The organism is Mucilaginibacter sp. L196, assembly GCF_009765905.1.
Taxonomy (GTDB): Bacteria; Bacteroidota; Bacteroidia; order Sphingobacteriales; family Sphingobacteriaceae; genus Mucilaginibacter.
Map to the genome: position 1 here is coordinate 46,866 of NZ_LMUO01000015.1, position 17,386 is coordinate 64,251.

Here is a 17,386-nt window from a genome sequence, read left to right on the forward strand (position 1 = left end):
ACCATCTATTCATCGGTCTTATTTAATGCCTTGATGCGGTATTTATATAGCTTTTGATGGATGTAGCCACGGCGTTTATTAGCCTCCCCTAAACTGCTTTCGCCAGAGAAATAGCTATCGACTATTTTGGGGACCGCGATAGTTTGCGAAGAATAAATACCTGAATTACCGCTGAAAAAATAAGCCGTAAAGCAGGCAACGGCAAACAGCAAAGCATACTCGCCGCCAAAAAGCTCTATCCCCATAAAAGTGCAGGCTAAGGGCGTATTGGTAGCCCCCGCAAATACCGCTATGAAACCCAAAGCAGCAAACAAGCTCACCGGCGCATTCAACAATCCCGACAAGGTATTACCTAACGTTGATCCTATATAGAACAACGGAGTTACCTCTCCCCCTTTAAAACCTGTGCCTAGGGTAATCGTAGTATAAATAGTTTTCCATAACCAGCTCCAGGTATCGGAACCACCTGCATGAAATGAAGATGGGATAGTTACCGCTCCCGGATATTGCGCATCAACCCCCAAACTTAGGTAATCGGGTTTGCCTATTGCATAGGTTAGTCCGATCAGGATCAATCCGCCAAAAACAGGGATCAACCATTTAATGCTGAAAATCTTCAAAAAGCCTGCTTTAATCTCGTGTACCATGATGGCAAACAGATAACTAGCCAAACCAAAGGCAATAGAAGCTACGATCACCTTGGCAATCAATAACAGATCCATCGGCAAATAGTCCGACAAAAAGTATGGGGTTTTAGCTATAATATCAATGTGGTAGGCCGTATGATGGATATGCCATGCGCCAACGGTAATATCGGCAACAATGCTGGCAATTAATGCAGGTAATAATGCATCATATTTTATACGGCCAATGGTTAATACTTCCAACGCAAATACTGCCCCTGTTAATGGCGTGCCGAAGACCGCGCCAAAGCCGGCTGCTATCCCCGCTGTAAGCAACATGCGCAGATCATTGCCAGTTAATTTGAACCAGTTGCCAAATAGCGCGGCAATGCTACCCCCTATTTGTACAGCTGTACCCTCTCTGCCTGCAGAGCCACCGAACAAGTGCGTAATTACTGTGGTGATTAAAATGATGGGGCCCATTCGCGGTGGTACACCTGCGCCGGGTTCGTGTATTTCATCAATAATGAGGTTATTGCCTTTTTCGGATGATTTGCCCACCCATTGATATATAAAATGAATCAATACACCGGCTAAAGGCAGTAAAAACAACAGCCAGGTATGCGCAAAACGGTAATGGATTGCCCATGTTAACAGCCATAAAAAAAAGGCTACCATACTGCCTATTACTATGGCTACTGGAACGACCAATAGCGTCCAACGCAGTGTGTATTTTAGAATGCTTAGATGTTCTGAAGAAAGGATAAACTTTTTCAATTGATAAGGATACCGTGATGTGTTTGTGTTGATTGCTTCTGTTTTTTTCACCTGCAATATATTATACCCTAAAGTTTTACTTTAAGGTTGATTTGCAGGCGCCATCAGCAAACGCGGTTTTTAAAAGGAAGACACCATTTCCTGCTGCTAATATACAAATTAAAAACTCGCTTAAACAAAAAAATGCCTTCAGCTCTAGCCAAAGACATTCCCAAACTAATTTAAACGTGTTAATTGTTAATTATGCTGATTTTCTTTGATTATTAATTAAGGCGGTTACATATACATGCGAGATGATTTCCCTTACCGGAAATGCCTCGTTAAAATTAAGGTTAAGGTGATCGTAAATTACCTGTCTTGAAGGGTCAATTACGTAGGTAGCTAATAATGATACGTTTTCATCAACGCCTGAGAAACGGTTCCATGCCGGGTTCTCATCTGAATATACTCTGAACTTTTTGGCTATTTCATTCTCGGTATCATAATAAAAATTTAATGACAGATTATGCTCCCATGCTTTGTTTTGCAGGTCATCATCCCTTTCATCAGCAATTATTAACAGGTTGCCTCCATTGGCTTTAATTTCATGTTGAATGGTATTCAATTGTTTCAAATGATCTACACCCAGATTTTTCCAATGGCGCGAGTAAAAAGTAATTACCAAAGGTTTATCCAACAAATGCCTTAACAATATAGGGCCATGTGTTTCGGAGCCATTATAAAATTGCTGCCAGTTAGCGCCTTGCGGATTTAAGATAAAATCAGGCACATAATTACCCGTTTTTACCGGGCTAAGCGCTTTGTATGATTTAATGGTATAATCAGGATCAGGGATTATCTCTGAAAGATCGAAGAATGGATATTTATTTACTGCTGTTAACATATTTTTAAGATTTGAATTTTACTTGCTGTTCATTGATAGTGGTTCGGGCTAAAAAGCATGTTAACAACAACGGTAAAGGCCATAACTTACCCGGTAATATTTTAAGTATTTAGAGGTTAGTGTATACCGGGAATGATGCATAAAGTCTATTATAAAAATGAGGTAAGAAATATTTGTTGAAAATTATTGTTGAAGAAAACCCGATTGGTTTAACAACAGCACATACACATCATACTATTTTTAAACCCTTTCAGGCTTAAAAAATAGCGGGAGCTGATGATGTTTTTATTGTGCGACATTTATTATATCTTAATTACTAAACAAATATACTATAAAGTCTATTAGTTTAGTAGATTATTTTATAATAATTTATATTTTACTGTTTTACAGCCAATTAAAATTTAGATATTACGTATTTACCAGCCGAATAGGCATAGCATCCAGCACAAAATGCGAAAAAAGATTCAAGAAAAGCGAAGAAGGAAAGCACAGCGGCCAATGAAAAAGCTACCACATGTAATTGAAGAATAAACGAAACGAGTATCGCGGCAGTAAACAACACCCCTACCATAGCCGCGAAACGTTTGGGCGCTCGGTCAACTGGTTTAGATTTTATTTTGAGTTGCTTGATTACGGCATCGCTTAAAAACCCAAGCAGGCTATATTTGCCAAGATTGGTCGCCCGAAGCACAAAATCGATCAGTTCAAAGGCCATAATCAACCAAAAACCTGTTTTAAGATAAACCAAGGCTAAAACCAAAACAAAAAATGCGGTAAGACGCGCTTTGTTTTCGTTTATTTTAATGAAGTCGACGGGGCAATCCATAGGAGCTAATCAAATAAAGGGTGTTATACTGAGGTACTCGAAGTATGAGCGTAAAGGCCTGCCCACATGCTTCGAGTGCCTCAGCATGACACCCCAAAGTTATTATTTATTCGGTTGTGGTGTTAACCTTAAATATGGCTTCACCAATGTAAATCCTTTAGGGAATTTAGCGGGGATATCTTCTGTTTTTATTGATGGTAAAACTACAACCTGTTCGCCGTCTTTCCAGTCTGCCGGTGTGGCAACGCTATGGTAAGCGGTTAATTGCAGAGAATCAATCACACGAAGTATTTCCTGGAAGTTTCTGCCGGTAGATGCAGGGTAGGTAATAATTAATTTGATCTTTTTGTCGGGACCAATAATGAACAATGAACGTACGGTTGCATTAACAGATGCATTTGGATGGATCATGTCATAAGCTTCGGCAATTGCGCGGTTCTCATCGGCTATGATCGGGAAAGTTACCTCAACGTCCTGCGTTTCGTTAATATCATTGATCCATAGTTTGTGTGATTCTACTGAATCAACGCTCAAGGCGATCACTTTAACGTTACGTTTAGCAAACTCGTCTTTTAGCGATGCTGTTTTGCCTAATTCGGTAGTACAAACCGGTGTATAATCCGCAGGATGTGAAAATAATACGCCCCAGCTATCACCTAAATATTCGTAAAAGTCAATGTCTCCTAATGAAGTTTTTGCTTTAAAGTTTGGTGCATCATCACCCAATCGTAAACTCATAATATTTTTATTTTTATGTTGATAGATAATTGTTTAACCGGTTACAACCAGCTTTACTAAAGCAAATGTAACATCTTTTTCAAAAGTCTACCAAAATTATAGATTTTTAAATTGAGTTTTACAATTGAGAGATATTCCTTTTTGTCATTGCTGTAAAGGTACGAAGCAATCGCACGTAGAAAAGTTGCCCTGCAAAGTTCGCGATTGCTTCGTTCCTCGCAATGACAAGTTAATTACAAATATGTTTTTTGATCTTAATTATCACCAGCTTTGATGTTGGCGTATTGCTTTTTTCGGCTACGCTATCAATCGGCACCAAAACATTGCACTCTGGATAATATGTTGCTGTATTTCCTTCGGGGATGTTATAAGATACGATAACAAACAAGCGTGCAGTACGTTCAATTCCGCCATAATAGTTGAACAAATCAACCTTATCCCCCGCTTTAAATCCCGCTTTGGCAATATCTTTGGGGTTCATGAATATTACTCGTCGTTCGTTGTGAATGCCACGATACCTATCCTCTAAACCATAAATAGTGGTATTAAACTGATCGTGACTACGGATGGTCATCATTATAAATTCATCATCTGCCAGTTTATGTTCGGTTAATTGTGTAATGGTGAAAGGTATCTTACCGCCCATATCTTTAGCTATAAATTCACCATCGCGTGGGCCATTAGGCAGGTAGAACCCGCCCGGGTTACGTACCCGTTTATTATAATCAGTAAAACCAGGTACCACCTTTTCTATATCATCACGTACAGCATCATAACTTTTTTCAAACCTATCCCAATCTACCACACTACGGCTGCCAATGGTGGCTTTAGCCATTTTACAAACGATTTGGTTTTCGCTCAACAAATCATCTGAAACTGGATTAAGTATACCTTTAGACATTTGCACAACGCCCATGGAGTTTTCACAACTGATCAACTGTGCCTCGCCATTAATCATATCCTTATCGCTACGGGCAAGGGTTGGTAGTATCAAGGCTTCTTCGCCATGCACTAAATGGGTACGGTTAAGTTTGGTTGATACGCTGATAGTGAGTTCCAATTTTCGCATAGCATCAGCAGTATAATTGGTATCCGGCGTAGCCGAAATAAAATTCCCTCCCATGGAGAAGAACACTTTTATTTTACCCTCATGCATGGCTTTTATTGATTCTACCACATCAAAGCCATGTTCGCGTGGGGGTTCAAAACCATATACCTCTTTCAACTTATCCAGTTGCTGTTCTGTGGGTTTATCAAATATTAGCATGGTGCGATTGCCTTGCACGTTGCTGTGCCCACGTACGGGGCATAAACCAGCGCCCGGTTTACCAATGCTGCCTTTTAGTATCGTTAGGTTAACAATCTCCTTAATCGTATCCACTCCATTTTTTTGCTGGGTGATGCCCATAGCCCAACAAATGATGATGCGTTTTTTATATTTCAACATCTCGGCGGCTTGCTCTATTTGCGTTATGGATATACCGCATTTATCAGCAAGTTCTTCTACGTTATTCTCTGCTAAACTATGCAGGAATTCGGTATAACCTTTGGTATGTTCTTTTATAAACTCCTGATCGAATACTTTTCCAGGCTCTTTTAATTCCGCATCATACAGCAGTTTTTCAATAGCCTTTAACAGGGCCATATCCCCGTTTATTTTTACCTGGAGAAACAGGTCGGCTAAGTGGGCGGTGATGCCTAATATACCTTTAACCTCCTGCGGATTTCTAAAGCCCATTAACCCTGCCTCGTGTAAAGGATTTACGGCGATAATCTTAGCGCCATTTTCCTTGGCCTTTTGCAATGCGCTTAGCATACGCGGATGATTTGTCCCCGGGTTTTGCCCCATAATGATGATTACATCCGTATCATAAAAATCATTAAGCGTAACCGTGCCCTTTCCGATACCGATGGTTTCGCCCAAGCCTGAACCGGAAGATTCATGGCACATATTGGAACAATCAGGCAGGTTGTTGGTGCCAAATTCACGTACAAATAATTGGTAAGTAAACGAAGCTTCGTTGCTGGTGCGGCCTGAAGTATAAAATGCCGCTTCATTTGGCGATGCTAATCCGTTCAATTTATCAGCAATCTTTTTAAAAACAGCATCCCAACTGATGGGTAAATAATGTTTACCGCCTTTGGGCAAATACATGGGTTCAGCAATGCGGCCCTTTTTGCCTATTTCGTAGTCGTTTAGTTTTGCCAGATCGGCTACTGAATTCTGGGCGAAGAACTCCGCTCCTATTTTTTTTAAGGTAGATTCTTCTGCAAAGGCTTTAGCCCCATTCTCACAATACTCAGCAACTGGCGAACGATCATCATCCGGATCAGGCCAGGCACAACTGGAGCAATCAAACCCGCCCTTTTTATTCATGTGAAACAAACCATCCATTCCCCGAACAAAACCTGATTCCTGCATCATGTCGACCATAGCGGCAGTAACTGCAGGTATGCCCGCGGCCCACTTTTTAGGTTCTGTTACTTTCAGACCCAGTAATTCTTCCGGGTTTTCGGCTGATGGCTGTTCTTTTATCTCCTTGCTCATGGCTTATCCTTTCTTCTTTTGCAATAATGGATTTGGGTAATTATCACTCTGGTCTTCATCCACATTATCCAAACAGGTAAAATCTTTTTCCACTAATAAATACAAGCCAGCATCCTGGTTACTAAATCCTACTTTATCTGTATCCGTCAATTCAATTATCATCTTCCGGGCCATGCATAAGGTAATCTTGTTATCAATATAACTTGATGTCAGCACCCCGCCATCGGTTAATTGCACTGCATAGATTAGTGGGTGACCCGCAAAGTTTATCTGATCTTCGAGGTAGCCTTCTCTTGATAAGGTATCGATGTCGCTGCGGGTTAACCGGTACCGTAACGAATCACTTTTAATGCGTAGTTTCATAATCAGCTATTAGTATGCGGTGCGCCGCCGTGTAAATATTAAAACGTTCGTTGCGTAAAAATCCTATCAGGGTAATATTAAACTCAGTTGCCAACTCCACCGCCAAGCTTGATGGCGCGCCTACTGCCGCAATTACCGTAATACCTGCCATAGCGGCTTTTTGAACCAGCTCGAAACTGGTGCGACCACTTAGCAGCAAAATATTTTTGGTTAAAGGCAGCCAGTTATTTTTAATAGCTGCACCGATGAGCTTATCCAAAGCGTTATGCCTGCCTACATCCTCCCGTACCAACAACAATTCGCCGTTAGGCATAAATAAAGCGGAGGCGTGCAAGCCGCCTGTATCAGCAAATACGTCTTGATGTTTGCTTAATATAGTTGGTAGTTCGTGTAGTATGGCGGCGTTTATAAAATTATCATCCTGCTGATCCTGGTAAACACTCACCGTACGAATTGCATTGATAGAACCCTTACCACAAACGCCACAGCTGGAGGTTGTATAAAAATTACGCTCTGTGTTACCTAGGTTAGGGATCGTATCTTCATTCAGGGAGATCTGGATAGTATTTTCCTTATTCTCAGCACAGGCAATAAAGGAATGTTCTATTTGGGCAACATCCTTTTGTTGAGTGATGATGCCTTCAGTAAACAGAAAGCCAAGTGCTAATTCTTTATCGTTACCCGGCGTGCGCATAGTAACGGATATATTTTGTTTTTGTCGGTTATTTTTAGCACCGAATTCAAGGCGAAGTTCCAAGGGTTCCTCAATAGCCAGCGCATCCGATGTTTCGGTAACCGTAGCATGATTTATTTTGGTAATTGGCAGATGCGTAATTGAACTTGAGGCCATAATCAAATATACAAATCAGGATAAACTTATGTTCTGTTAACGATGAATAATTTTACTTATTAAACATGATTGTTGCATATTTGAATAATACTAAACAAAGGCATCCGGAGTTTGTAGATTAGAATAAATAATCAATGAAAATTAACATACTGGCATTTGGTATAGCCAAGGATATATTTGGGGGATCTACGATTAGCGTGGAGCTGGCAAATGATGCCAGCGTTTATAACCTGAAATATTCATTAGAGCAGCAATACCCACGGTTAAAGAAATTAGCCACGTACATGATTGCAGTAAATAACGAGTACGCCCTACCAGAAGATACTATTTACGAAACCGACGAAATTGCTATTATACCACCAGTGAGTGGTGGGTAACCAATCTTGTCATTTCGACCACAGGGAGAAATTTTCTTCGATGTGTATATCCGCTTTGCTTATTGCAGAAGATTTCTCCCTGCGGTCGAAATAACAATGATTTTATAGAAAATAACTTTGCAAACCGAAATCAAAATATCCTCCCAAGCACTCGATATACAAACATGTATTGACTGGGTTATGCTACCAGAATCAGGTGGCATAGATGTGTTTATTGGCACTGTACGTAATGCTACCAAAGGCAAAACAGTTTTAAGACTAGAGTTTGAGGCCTATGAAAAAATGGCCATTGCCGAAATGGAAAAGATAGCCGCACAAGCTTTGGCTAAATGGCCGGTTCAAAAATTATTGATTTATCACCGTACCGGGGTTTTAGCTGTTGGTGAGGTACCTGTTATTATTGCGGTATCTGCCGCGCATAGGGATGCGGCGTTTGAGGCTTGCCGTTATGTGATTGATACATTGAAACAAACCGTACCTATCTGGAAAAAAGAGATTTTTGAAGATGGTGAGGTTTGGGTGGCAGCTCATCCATAGATTTGAACATTGTCATTGCGAGGAACGAAGCAATCGCGAATTTTGCATAGCCGCTTTTCTACGTGCGATTGCTTCGTTCCTTGCAATGACAAATAGTTTATTAATCCTCATCCAAATACGAAAACCAGGCTCCTAGCCCACCCTCTAAAGAAAACACTTTGGCCTCAGGGAATTTTTGTTTGATCATTTTTACTGCTTCGCCGCTGCGTTTGCCGGATGAGCAGTAGAGCACTTTGGTGGTTCCGTTATTTATATAGTCCCAGTAATCCTCCAGTTCATCCACTTCGATGTGTTCTCCACCAATGTCTATCTCATCCCGTTCCTCATCGGTACGGATATCTAACAGCTCCAGTGTATTTTCTTCTAAACCTTTTTTAACTTCATCAACAGTCATGGTTATTGCATCAACCATTTTTGGCAGCGCAGTAATATTAGTTTTGGTAGCGTTGCCGATCTTAATTATACGACTTTGCATACTTTGGGCATCAAATACTAATATTTTGCCTTTTAACAGATCACCCTTATTTGTAATGTATTTAATTACCTCGTTAGCCTGCATACAACCAATTATTCCCGCCAGGGTAGGTATCACACCGCCAACCGCGCAACTCGGTACCTGGGTGGCATCTACATTGGCGAAAAGATCACGGTAATTGGGTGCGTAAGTGCCGTTTTCGTTTTTAACGTTCCAAACAGCAACCTGCCCTTCAAATTGGTAAATAGCGCCATAAACCACGGGTTTACCCGAAAGCACACCGGCATCATTTAATGTATATCGTGTTTCAAAATTATCGGTACAATCAACTATAATGTCATACCCGTTGATGAGTTCCATTACATTTGCAGCTGTTACCCTAATATCATGAGTTACGACTTTTATATCCAGATTTTGCCTTTGTAAGCGCTTGGTAGCGATCATCGCTTTTTTAAAGTCCTTATCAGCGGGAGAAAACAATACCTGACGATGTAAATTGCCAATGGAAACAATGTCGTAATCAGCAATGCCTAACGTTCCTACGCCTGCTGCTGCTAAATACTGCAAGGCCGGACAGCCTAAGCCACCTGCCCCCACTACCAGCACCTTTGCTTCTGTTAAAAGCTGTTGTGCGGCTTCACCAAAACCGGGTAAAGCTATTTGGCAACTGTATCTCAGCAGGTCATCATTCATTATATTGCAGTTGTTGTTTGTTTAAGGATGGCTTTTATTTTTTCCAGTTCTTCAGGCGTATTTACGTTTGTTAACACATTGGTATCAGGTGCTGTTAATAGATGGACATCAGTATTAATTAAAACCTTGCGCGGACAAGAATACCCCTGTGCTAAAAATGCTAATAATACAGAATAGCTTTTTGGCTCCCAAATAGTGATCAGCGGTTCAGGAAAACCCTCGTAGCCATTACCGAAAGTGGTTGCTAGTTTCGATGGATCGCGGTTATCGACCAAATATTGTAAGGTTTTCATATCCAGCAAAGGCAGATCGCAGGCGATAACCAGCCATGCGCAGTCTGGTTTTTCTCTGAATGCTGATAGTATCGCGCCATAGGGGCCTAAGCCTATAAAAGTATCTTCTAACGTGGCGTATTGTGCATTTGTTTCTTCCTGATCTGATCGACAGGAAATGAAGACTTCATTACACAAGTTCTTCAGTATATCGGCCATATGATAACGCTGCGGCTTACCATGCCAATCGACTGAACCTTTATCAAAGCCCATTCGGGTACTTTTACCACCTGCTAATACCAATCCATTTAAAACAGGCTTGGCTTGCTGTAGTTTTTCGGCAAAAAAAGCGATGATCTTATCTGTTTCATTTAGCCTATATACGGGTATTTGTTGCCAATTGGGAATGGATTCTTTTATAAAGTCGAAAATCTCATCTACATTGTCAGCTAATAAAAACAATTCTACGTTAGTTAACTGCTCGAGTCTTTTTTGCAGAGAAGCTTTTTTGTTAAGGTCGATAATTACTACCTGTGCTTTTGCGGGTTGATGGTTACCGTTAACTAAAATCATATCTGCTTCGGCAAAAAGCTGCCTTTGCCTGAATGGGGTAATTTGTGTGGTATAATTATATTGCTGATGATTTATCTGGTCAGTATATTCTAAAACAGCGCCGGAAGATAAACGACCGGGTAGCGAAACCACCTCATCGTTATGCGAAGTATCCGCGTAAGCGCATTTATATTGAGGCGATAGCGCGCCAATCACCTGATCGGCTAAAAGCTTAATGGTAGTACAATAACCGCCGACAATGGCCCACTCGTCCCGCCCAAAATTGCCGGACAAACGGGTAAGCGGCGTATGTTTCTTATGCCCGCCAATAGGTTGGTTATGCTCTGTTGAAGTCACGTTTACCCCCTGTTTTTGCTATCAGTTTGGTTTCTTTAATTATAATATCATGGCTTAGCGCCTTGCACATATCATAAACAGTAAGCGCAGCCATTGATGCACCGACCAATGCTTCCATCTCTACTCCTGTTTTGGCGATGATGCTGGCTGTGCAGTCGATTATAACTTCATTGTCTTTATTTAGGTTGATGGCGATATTGCAATTATCTAATCCTAATGGATGGCAAAGCGGTATCAAATCGCCCGTTTTTTTAGCGGCCATAATTCCCGCGATGATCGCGATCTGGAATACTGAACCTTTTTTGGTTTGCAGGTCTCCATCAACTAATTTAGCTAACACCTCATCAGGTAACGAAACAATACTACGGGCAGTTGCAGTACGTTTGGTGACTGTTTTTTCGCTAACATCAACCATCATCGCACGGCCATTTTTATCCAGGTGTGATAATACTTCGCTCATTATACTATACCGTTAAAGGGATATACCCTATAAATTTCGCCTTTTTTAAAGTTATGTTTACCTAAAGGCAATTCCATAAAAGCGTTTGTATCTGCTAAATTAGCAAAATCACCGGAGCCATTTCCTTCAATAGGATCGGCTAATAAACGGCCTTCGTGACTTAAATTTAACCTGACTTGCAGAAAATATTTCAGATCAGGTTGAAAATGTACATCATGATCTAAAACCGCGTAAACGGCAGGTTTACTCTGGAGGCCTAGCGTGGCTTGCAACCACGGCAAAAAGTAACGATGCAAACACATAAACGTAGCCACCGGGTTACCGGGGAACGCGAAAACCAGCACCCCGTTATCATGCTTACCAAACCAGAAAGGCTTGCCCGGCCTTTGTTGTACTTTATGAAAAAGCTGCTTTACCTGTAATTCTTCCAAAGCCTGGGGGATATAATCAAACTTGCCCATAGAGATGCCACCGCTTAACAATATTACATCGTAATTAAGCAGGCATTCTTGTATCAGTTTTTTGGTAACATCAGGATTATCGGGAATGTGGAGCATGGCTGCTTCTATTCCGTTTTGTTGCAATACTGCTTTAACAGTATAGTTATTGGATCTTCTGATTTGGTAGATTAGGGGAACTTGTTCTACCTCTACCAGTTCATCACCCGAAGAAATGATGACTACACGAGGTATTTTCTTCACCCGTAATTCGGTCTCCCCGACAGAAGCAACTAAACTTATTATAGCAGGGGTTATCAACTGGCCCGATGGTGCTACAACATCATCTTTCTTTTTATCGCGACCCTGATAATGGATATTCTGACCTTTTTTTATAGTGCTATGACTTACCAATACTGATGCTAGGCCAGCACGCATTTCAAGATCTTCATAACGGATGACGGTATCGACAGATGGTGGCAATATAGCCCCGGTCATGATCTCGATACAATGATCTGTTTCATGGATCTCTGCAGGAGGATCACCCGCTGCCTGCGTAGCCTTGATATGAAACGAGCTGACACCATTTTCGATAGCGCTATAGTTAACAGCAACCCCATCCATTGTCACCCGGTTAAAGGGCGGAAAATCGCGATCAGCTTTTATATTTTCGGCCAATACACGGCCTAAGGCATGTTCAAATGGGGTTATCTCTACACCATAATCTTTGATCTCTGCCTGTATAATTTTTTCGGCTTCCTCTACAGTTATCATGTATTGCAAATATTAAAATTAGAAATTAGCCGCCTATAGCCGCCATTGACTCATGCATCCCGGTATTTTTCACCAGCTTCTCTGCCTCCAATCCATCCTTCACCCTATTATTAAACGCATTTAACAGGCTATCTTTTATAGTAGCATCATTTTTACCTGAGCGCATCAAATCCTTTATATTTAGAACACCATCATCATACAAACAGTTTTTCAAAGTCCCTTGCGGCGTAATACGGATACGGTTACAAGTACCGCAAAAAGTACGCGAATATGCTGCGATGATACCTACATCTCCCACATGCCCCGGTACATGGTAGTTATATGCTGTTGAATAAGCCGGATCCTGTATCTTTTTTATATCCGGATAAACTTGCTCTATCTCTTCTAATATACGAATGTAATCCCATGACATTTTAGTTTGATGAATTTGCCCATCGCCATTAAAAGGCATTTCTTCAATAAAACGAACGCTTACGGGTAGTTCTTTGGCTAGCTCTACCAGCGGGATAATGTCCTGTGTGTTTTTACCCTCCATCACTACCGCGTTTATTTTCACTTCGATACCATGTTTTAGTAACCCATCAAGTGTTGCCATAACCGCGCCAAATTCATCCCGGCGGGTAATACTAAAAAAACGACCGCTATCCAAAGTATCTAAACTAAGGTTAACCGATTTTATACCTATCGCTTTAAGCTCGGCCACATGGGGTGCTGTTAGTACACCGTTTGTAGTTAAGCTCAAATCGTGCAAACCATCTAACTTAGATATAGCAGTCAACAGTTTCATAATATCCTTACGTACAAATGGTTCGCCACCTGTGATCCGAATCTTTTGGATACCCATGTTTACCAGCAAAGTACAGGCACGAAGCATTTCCTCGTAGCTCATCAATTCCGTGCGCGATAACCAATTGAGCCCATCCTCGGGCATACAATAAAAGCACCGTAGGTTACACTTATCTGTTACAGCAAGGCGCAGGTAATTTATCGTTCTTCCGTGGTTATCTATTAGCAACTGACAAATGTTTTAATACAAGCAAATAACAGCAGCTTTACTGTTAAGTTTAACAAGCTCCTGTAAATTTACTGAATAATTAGCCGAGAGGTTATAAAAAAATAAATCCTGCAGACTGTTTGTCGCAGGATTTACATAAGGCTTACAAAAATTAGTTATTCTCTTTATTTAGCGATGCTAAATTTATATTCAGTTGTGGTTTTATAAACCTGACCAGGCTTCAATACCACTGAAGGGAATTTCGGCTCGTTAGGTGAATCCGGGAAATGCTCGGTTTCCATGGCGAAGGCTGTCCTGTAATTATCTTTAGCGCCGTATTTCATTGCATTATCCCCCTTCATAAAGTTGCCTGTATAAAATTGCAATCCTGGCTCCTGGGTAAATATCTGCATCTCGATATCGCTTTTATCACCAACTACTGTGGCAACAGGGGTATCTAACGATGGCTTGGTTAATACAAAGTTGTGATCGTAACCTTTGCCGTTGGTTAGTTGTTCGTCTTTATCATTAATTCTTGAACCAATTACCGCAGGTTGGGTAAAATCAAACGGTGTACCTTTTACAGGTGCTATTATTCCGGTTGGGATAGATGTTGGATCAATCGGGGTATAGGTATCCGCGAATATCTGCGCTTTGTGGTTCAGGATAGTACCGCCATTTGCGCCATTCAGATTAAAGTAAGTGTGATTGGTTAAATTAACGATGGTAGTTTTGTCGGTTGTTGCAGTGTAATCAATTTTCAAACCATTATCGTTTGTTAAAGTGTACACTACTTTTGCCTGCAAATTGCCCGGGTACCCTTCTTCCATATCTTTTGACAGATAAGTTAGCTCTAAGGTTGTTGAATCTATTTGTTTGGCATCCCAAACTTTTGAATCAAAACCTACTTTACCACCATGCAACGTATTTGGGGCATTGTTGATGAATAAACTATATTCTTTACCTTCTAACGGAAACTTGCCTTTGGCTATGCGGTTACCATAACGACCAATTATAGCACCATAATATGGGCCTGGCGCATTTTTATAACCTTCAACAGAATCAAAACCTTCTACTACGTCGGTTAGCTTTCCATTTTTATCCGGCACTAATATGCTTACCACACGACCACCAAAGTTGGTGATGGCCACCTCCATTCCTTTGGAATTTTTTAATATATATAGATCTGTTTTTTTACCATCGATAGTTTTTTGAAAAGCTGAAGCCGGAGGTATTTTTGCTTCCAGAGAGTCCGTCATATTTGTTGTACTTTTTGTGTTTGAATTATTACATGCGCTTATGGTTAATAAACATGCAGGCAATATAATAGATAGAGCCGGTTTAAATAATTTGTACATAATTGGGTTTAGTTATTGGTGAAACTTATCCAAAAATGGTAAAATTATGTCAATATTACATTTATAAAAATAAATTTTATTAAAAACCAAAATCACCGCCTTCAATTACCGCGCTATCGCAGATGTAGGTTGGTGCGATGCCTGTGGCTATTATACGCGAATCTACATCCCGGGCTAAGGTATTGCCCGATAGCACCAACACGGTATCTAAACCAAACTTATTGCCGCCGAGTATATCTGTATTTAGCGTATCTCCTACCATTACTATTTCGGTTTTGTTAACCTGCATTTTGGCGCGGGCAAGCTCATAAGCAAACATAAACATTTGCGAATCTGGTTTACCGAACCTTATAAACTGCTTGCCTACAACGCTTTCTACCATCGCGGCTATACCGCCTATGGCTATAGAGACATCCGTTATGGTGAGCGGATAAGCACGATCTGTGTTAGCCACAATAACCGGTATGGTACGTTTACGGATAAGATTTACAGTTTTGTTAAGGTCTTTAGCCCAATCAAACCCTTCATCATCCAAAAATATCAGGGCATTTACTTTGTCGATATTACTGGAATTGATTTCGCTCACCGGCAAGGTATGCAAGCCCGAACTTTCAATATAATGAGCTGATTGTGTGGTGCCCAGGTAAGCCACTATGCCATCTTTAACCTGGAGGTCTAAGTACTCCTTAGTCAACATACCCGACGATACAATTTTATCGGCACTGATAATATCCAAACCTGCCTTATGATAGCTTTCGGCTAATTGGGCCGGGCTGCGGGATGCATCGTTGGTTACAATGTAGTACTCCTTGCCTTGTGCTTCGAGGTATTCAAAGGTTTTTTCGATGCCGGGCAGTATGCCATTATAGTTTTTTAGCACGCCAAACGCATCAAAAAATATCACTTTGTATTTATCAATAATCGACTTAAAGTTTTCTACTCTTTGCATTGGCGTGGCTAATTATTTTATTTTAAGGGCATCAATTATTTTATCTGCATCAAAATCACGGTCTACCGACGGTAAATATATATCAAATGCTTCGGCTTGTAGTTTTTGGGCGTATTGTTCATTAAAAAAGTATTTACCGTCTTTTATTACGTAGTTCAATATAAAAAACCGGTAACTTTCCTTTAAAAACCGGATTTCATCAGCGGTTAAAGGATAAACCTTATGATATTCTTTTAAAAAGATAATAAACCGATCTTCCATTAGCGGGCCAATCACATAGCTAAATACCGTGCGGTCACCAATATCCGATACTACCCTGCTCAGAAAATAAAAATCAAGCATACGGTAGCTCATCCTGAACCAGTCATAGTCCCAACGGGAATATAATTCGAGATTTGGACCAACTGAGAAATTGCCAATATTCCAGTCGATAAATACCGGGATCGACTCAAAAGATTTCATGTTGTAGTTGGAACGATTTTTCAGGAAGAGGTCGCAGTGATATTTCAGGAAGTCAACCTGCATTGGAGTACCGAATTGTCTTTCATTATGCTCCAGTTGTTGTTGTAAAGCATAAATATCCGTCCGTAAAGTTTTGGATGATTTTGGCAATATATTTCTGATGCGCGAGCAGGCTTTGTGAAATTTCCCAATCTGCTGCCCTAATTTTTGAATATGATTTTCATCCAGGCGCCTTGGTAGCCTATCCATTATGCGGGTTGGGTTATAAAATACTACCCACACATCTTCTTTGCCATGCTTGTAGTGATAGATATAAACCCGATTGTTTTTTAGCAGCGATTTAGCTAAAAAGTTTTCAAACGGGTAAAGCAGGTTGTTTGACAGACTGTGTATGATGCGATGATCTTCTTTAAAATGCTCATACTTCCCAAAGTTGGAAAGCTTGGCAATTATAATATCGTCATCATCAAACGTTATGCGGTATACGTGGTTGGTAGAAACCATCGCGCTGATGTCTTCAATCAGCGCGATGGTTTTAGAAGCATCGTAGCCTTCCCAGGCTTTTTTTATTATGATAGAGTAGTCCATTGGTTACAGAACCAGGATTAAACGGATTTTATATGATTTATAAGATATAATTCACTCCGGTATACCTGTTACTTTATATAGGTTTATATTTTTTATTATATACTCGTTTAAATGTCAATGATTGACTTCCAAAGTTAATTAGCAAGCCAGTTTGTATATTGTAAGCTTCCAAATAATTAATAGCTTGCGCCAAATGTACATCTTCAAGTTGAATTACGGCTTTCAGTTCAACCATAATCAAATTATCTACGAAAATTCTTGTTCCAACCTTAAATTCACGATAATAGATTGGCATTTCTTTTTCTCTTATAAACAAGACATTTTCATGAGCAAATTCAATTTCTAAAGAATTTTGATAAATTACTTCTTGAAAACCGCTCCCGAGTGCAGAATGTACTTTCATAGCACATCCAATAATTTTGTGCGTTAATAAGTCATTAACTGCTTTTTCAGGCATCGCATTTTACATCTTAAAAATCAAACGAAATCAATT

Annotated in this window: 18 protein-coding genes and 1 riboswitch; of the genes, 2 read left to right on the top strand and 16 right to left on the bottom strand. The window is 40.4% G+C overall.

What is annotated here, in order from left to right:
- Positions 1 to 5: 5 nt before the first annotated feature.
- The 7 genes from GSQ74_RS11190 to fdhD all read right to left on the bottom strand — a co-directional run bounded on the left by GSQ74_RS11190 (position 6) and on the right by fdhD (position 7,608).
- Positions 6 to 1,451 carry a voltage-gated chloride channel family protein gene (locus GSQ74_RS11190; protein ID WP_254060867.1) on the bottom strand — a complete coding sequence of 482 codons (1,446 nt, stop codon included), beginning with the start codon at positions 1,449 to 1,451 and terminating at the stop codon, positions 6 to 8.
- A 37-nt stretch (positions 1,452 to 1,488) separates the two neighbouring features.
- Positions 1,489 to 1,551, bottom strand: a riboswitch (Fluoride riboswitch).
- Positions 1,552 to 1,641: 90 nt separating this feature from the next.
- Positions 1,642 to 2,283: a peroxiredoxin gene (locus tag GSQ74_RS11195; RefSeq protein ID WP_158993243.1), complete on the bottom strand. Its 642-nt coding sequence runs from the start codon at positions 2,281 to 2,283 to the stop codon at positions 1,642 to 1,644.
- A gap of 394 nt (positions 2,284 to 2,677) precedes the next feature.
- Positions 2,678 to 3,109: a DUF4395 domain-containing protein gene (locus tag GSQ74_RS11200; protein WP_158993245.1), complete on the bottom strand. Its 432-nt coding sequence runs from the start codon at positions 3,107 to 3,109 to the stop codon at positions 2,678 to 2,680.
- 102 nt (positions 3,110 to 3,211) lie between these two features.
- Positions 3,212 to 3,850, bottom strand: a complete 639-nt coding sequence (locus GSQ74_RS11205) for a peroxiredoxin (protein ID WP_256366304.1) — start codon at positions 3,848 to 3,850, stop codon at positions 3,212 to 3,214.
- Positions 3,851 to 4,076: 226 nt separating this feature from the next.
- Entirely contained in the window at positions 4,077 to 6,395 is a 2,319-nt protein-coding gene (locus GSQ74_RS11210) for an FdhF/YdeP family oxidoreductase (protein ID WP_158993250.1), read from the bottom strand.
- A 3-nt stretch (positions 6,396 to 6,398) separates the two neighbouring features.
- Positions 6,399 to 6,758 (bottom strand): hypothetical protein, encoded by a 360-nt coding sequence (locus tag GSQ74_RS11215; protein ID WP_158993252.1) that lies wholly within the window; start codon positions 6,756 to 6,758, stop codon positions 6,399 to 6,401.
- Positions 6,742 to 7,608 (bottom strand): formate dehydrogenase accessory sulfurtransferase FdhD, encoded by an 867-nt coding sequence (fdhD, locus tag GSQ74_RS11220; RefSeq protein WP_158993254.1) that lies wholly within the window; start codon positions 7,606 to 7,608, stop codon positions 6,742 to 6,744. Before fdhD ends, GSQ74_RS11215 begins: the two co-directional genes overlap by 17 nt.
- Before the next feature lie 134 nt (positions 7,609 to 7,742).
- Between fdhD and GSQ74_RS11225 the strand changes: the two genes are divergently transcribed.
- Together GSQ74_RS11225 and GSQ74_RS11230 are read left to right on the top strand one after the other, a co-directional pair.
- On the top strand, positions 7,743 to 7,985 hold the full coding sequence (locus GSQ74_RS11225) for a MoaD/ThiS family protein (protein WP_158993256.1): 243 nt from the start codon (positions 7,743 to 7,745) through the stop codon (positions 7,983 to 7,985).
- Positions 7,986 to 8,102: 117 nt separating this feature from the next.
- Entirely contained in the window at positions 8,103 to 8,522 is a 420-nt protein-coding gene (locus tag GSQ74_RS11230; protein WP_158993258.1) for a molybdenum cofactor biosynthesis protein MoaE, read from the top strand.
- A gap of 100 nt (positions 8,523 to 8,622) precedes the next feature.
- Here the strand turns inward: GSQ74_RS11230 and GSQ74_RS11235 are convergent, their stop codons facing one another.
- The 9 genes from GSQ74_RS11235 to GSQ74_RS11275 all read right to left on the bottom strand — a co-directional run bounded on the left by GSQ74_RS11235 (position 8,623) and on the right by GSQ74_RS11275 (position 17,350).
- Positions 8,623 to 9,690 carry a HesA/MoeB/ThiF family protein gene (locus GSQ74_RS11235; protein ID WP_158993260.1) on the bottom strand — a complete coding sequence of 356 codons (1,068 nt, stop codon included), beginning with the start codon at positions 9,688 to 9,690 and terminating at the stop codon, positions 8,623 to 8,625.
- Positions 9,690 to 10,871, bottom strand: a complete 1,182-nt coding sequence (locus tag GSQ74_RS11240) for an NTP transferase domain-containing protein (RefSeq protein ID WP_216846724.1) — start codon at positions 10,869 to 10,871, stop codon at positions 9,690 to 9,692. The genes GSQ74_RS11235 and GSQ74_RS11240 overlap by 1 nt, the downstream gene beginning before the upstream one ends.
- Positions 10,852 to 11,331, bottom strand: a complete 480-nt coding sequence (moaC, locus tag GSQ74_RS11245) for a cyclic pyranopterin monophosphate synthase MoaC (RefSeq protein WP_158993262.1) — start codon at positions 11,329 to 11,331, stop codon at positions 10,852 to 10,854. The genes GSQ74_RS11240 and moaC overlap by 20 nt, the downstream gene beginning before the upstream one ends.
- Positions 11,331 to 12,542: a molybdopterin molybdotransferase MoeA gene (locus GSQ74_RS11250; RefSeq protein ID WP_158993264.1), complete on the bottom strand. Its 1,212-nt coding sequence runs from the start codon at positions 12,540 to 12,542 to the stop codon at positions 11,331 to 11,333. The genes moaC and GSQ74_RS11250 overlap by 1 nt, the downstream gene beginning before the upstream one ends.
- A 25-nt stretch (positions 12,543 to 12,567) precedes the next feature.
- Positions 12,568 to 13,557, bottom strand: coding sequence for a GTP 3',8-cyclase MoaA (gene moaA / locus GSQ74_RS11255; protein ID WP_158993266.1), 990 nt, complete (start codon positions 13,555 to 13,557; stop codon positions 12,568 to 12,570).
- Positions 13,558 to 13,721: 164 nt separating this feature from the next.
- Entirely contained in the window at positions 13,722 to 14,894 is a 1,173-nt protein-coding gene (locus GSQ74_RS11260) for an aldose epimerase family protein (RefSeq protein ID WP_158993268.1), read from the bottom strand.
- 79 nt (positions 14,895 to 14,973) lie between these two features.
- Positions 14,974 to 15,843, bottom strand: coding sequence for a TIGR01459 family HAD-type hydrolase (locus GSQ74_RS11265; RefSeq protein ID WP_158993270.1), 870 nt, complete (start codon positions 15,841 to 15,843; stop codon positions 14,974 to 14,976).
- A gap of 12 nt (positions 15,844 to 15,855) precedes the next feature.
- Positions 15,856 to 16,893, bottom strand: a complete 1,038-nt coding sequence (locus GSQ74_RS11270; protein WP_158993272.1) for a hypothetical protein — start codon at positions 16,891 to 16,893, stop codon at positions 15,856 to 15,858.
- A gap of 73 nt (positions 16,894 to 16,966) precedes the next feature.
- Complete coding sequence (locus GSQ74_RS11275) at positions 16,967 to 17,350, bottom strand: GxxExxY protein (RefSeq protein ID WP_158993274.1); 384 nt, start codon at positions 17,348 to 17,350, stop codon at positions 16,967 to 16,969.
- Positions 17,351 to 17,386 lie beyond the last annotated feature (36 nt).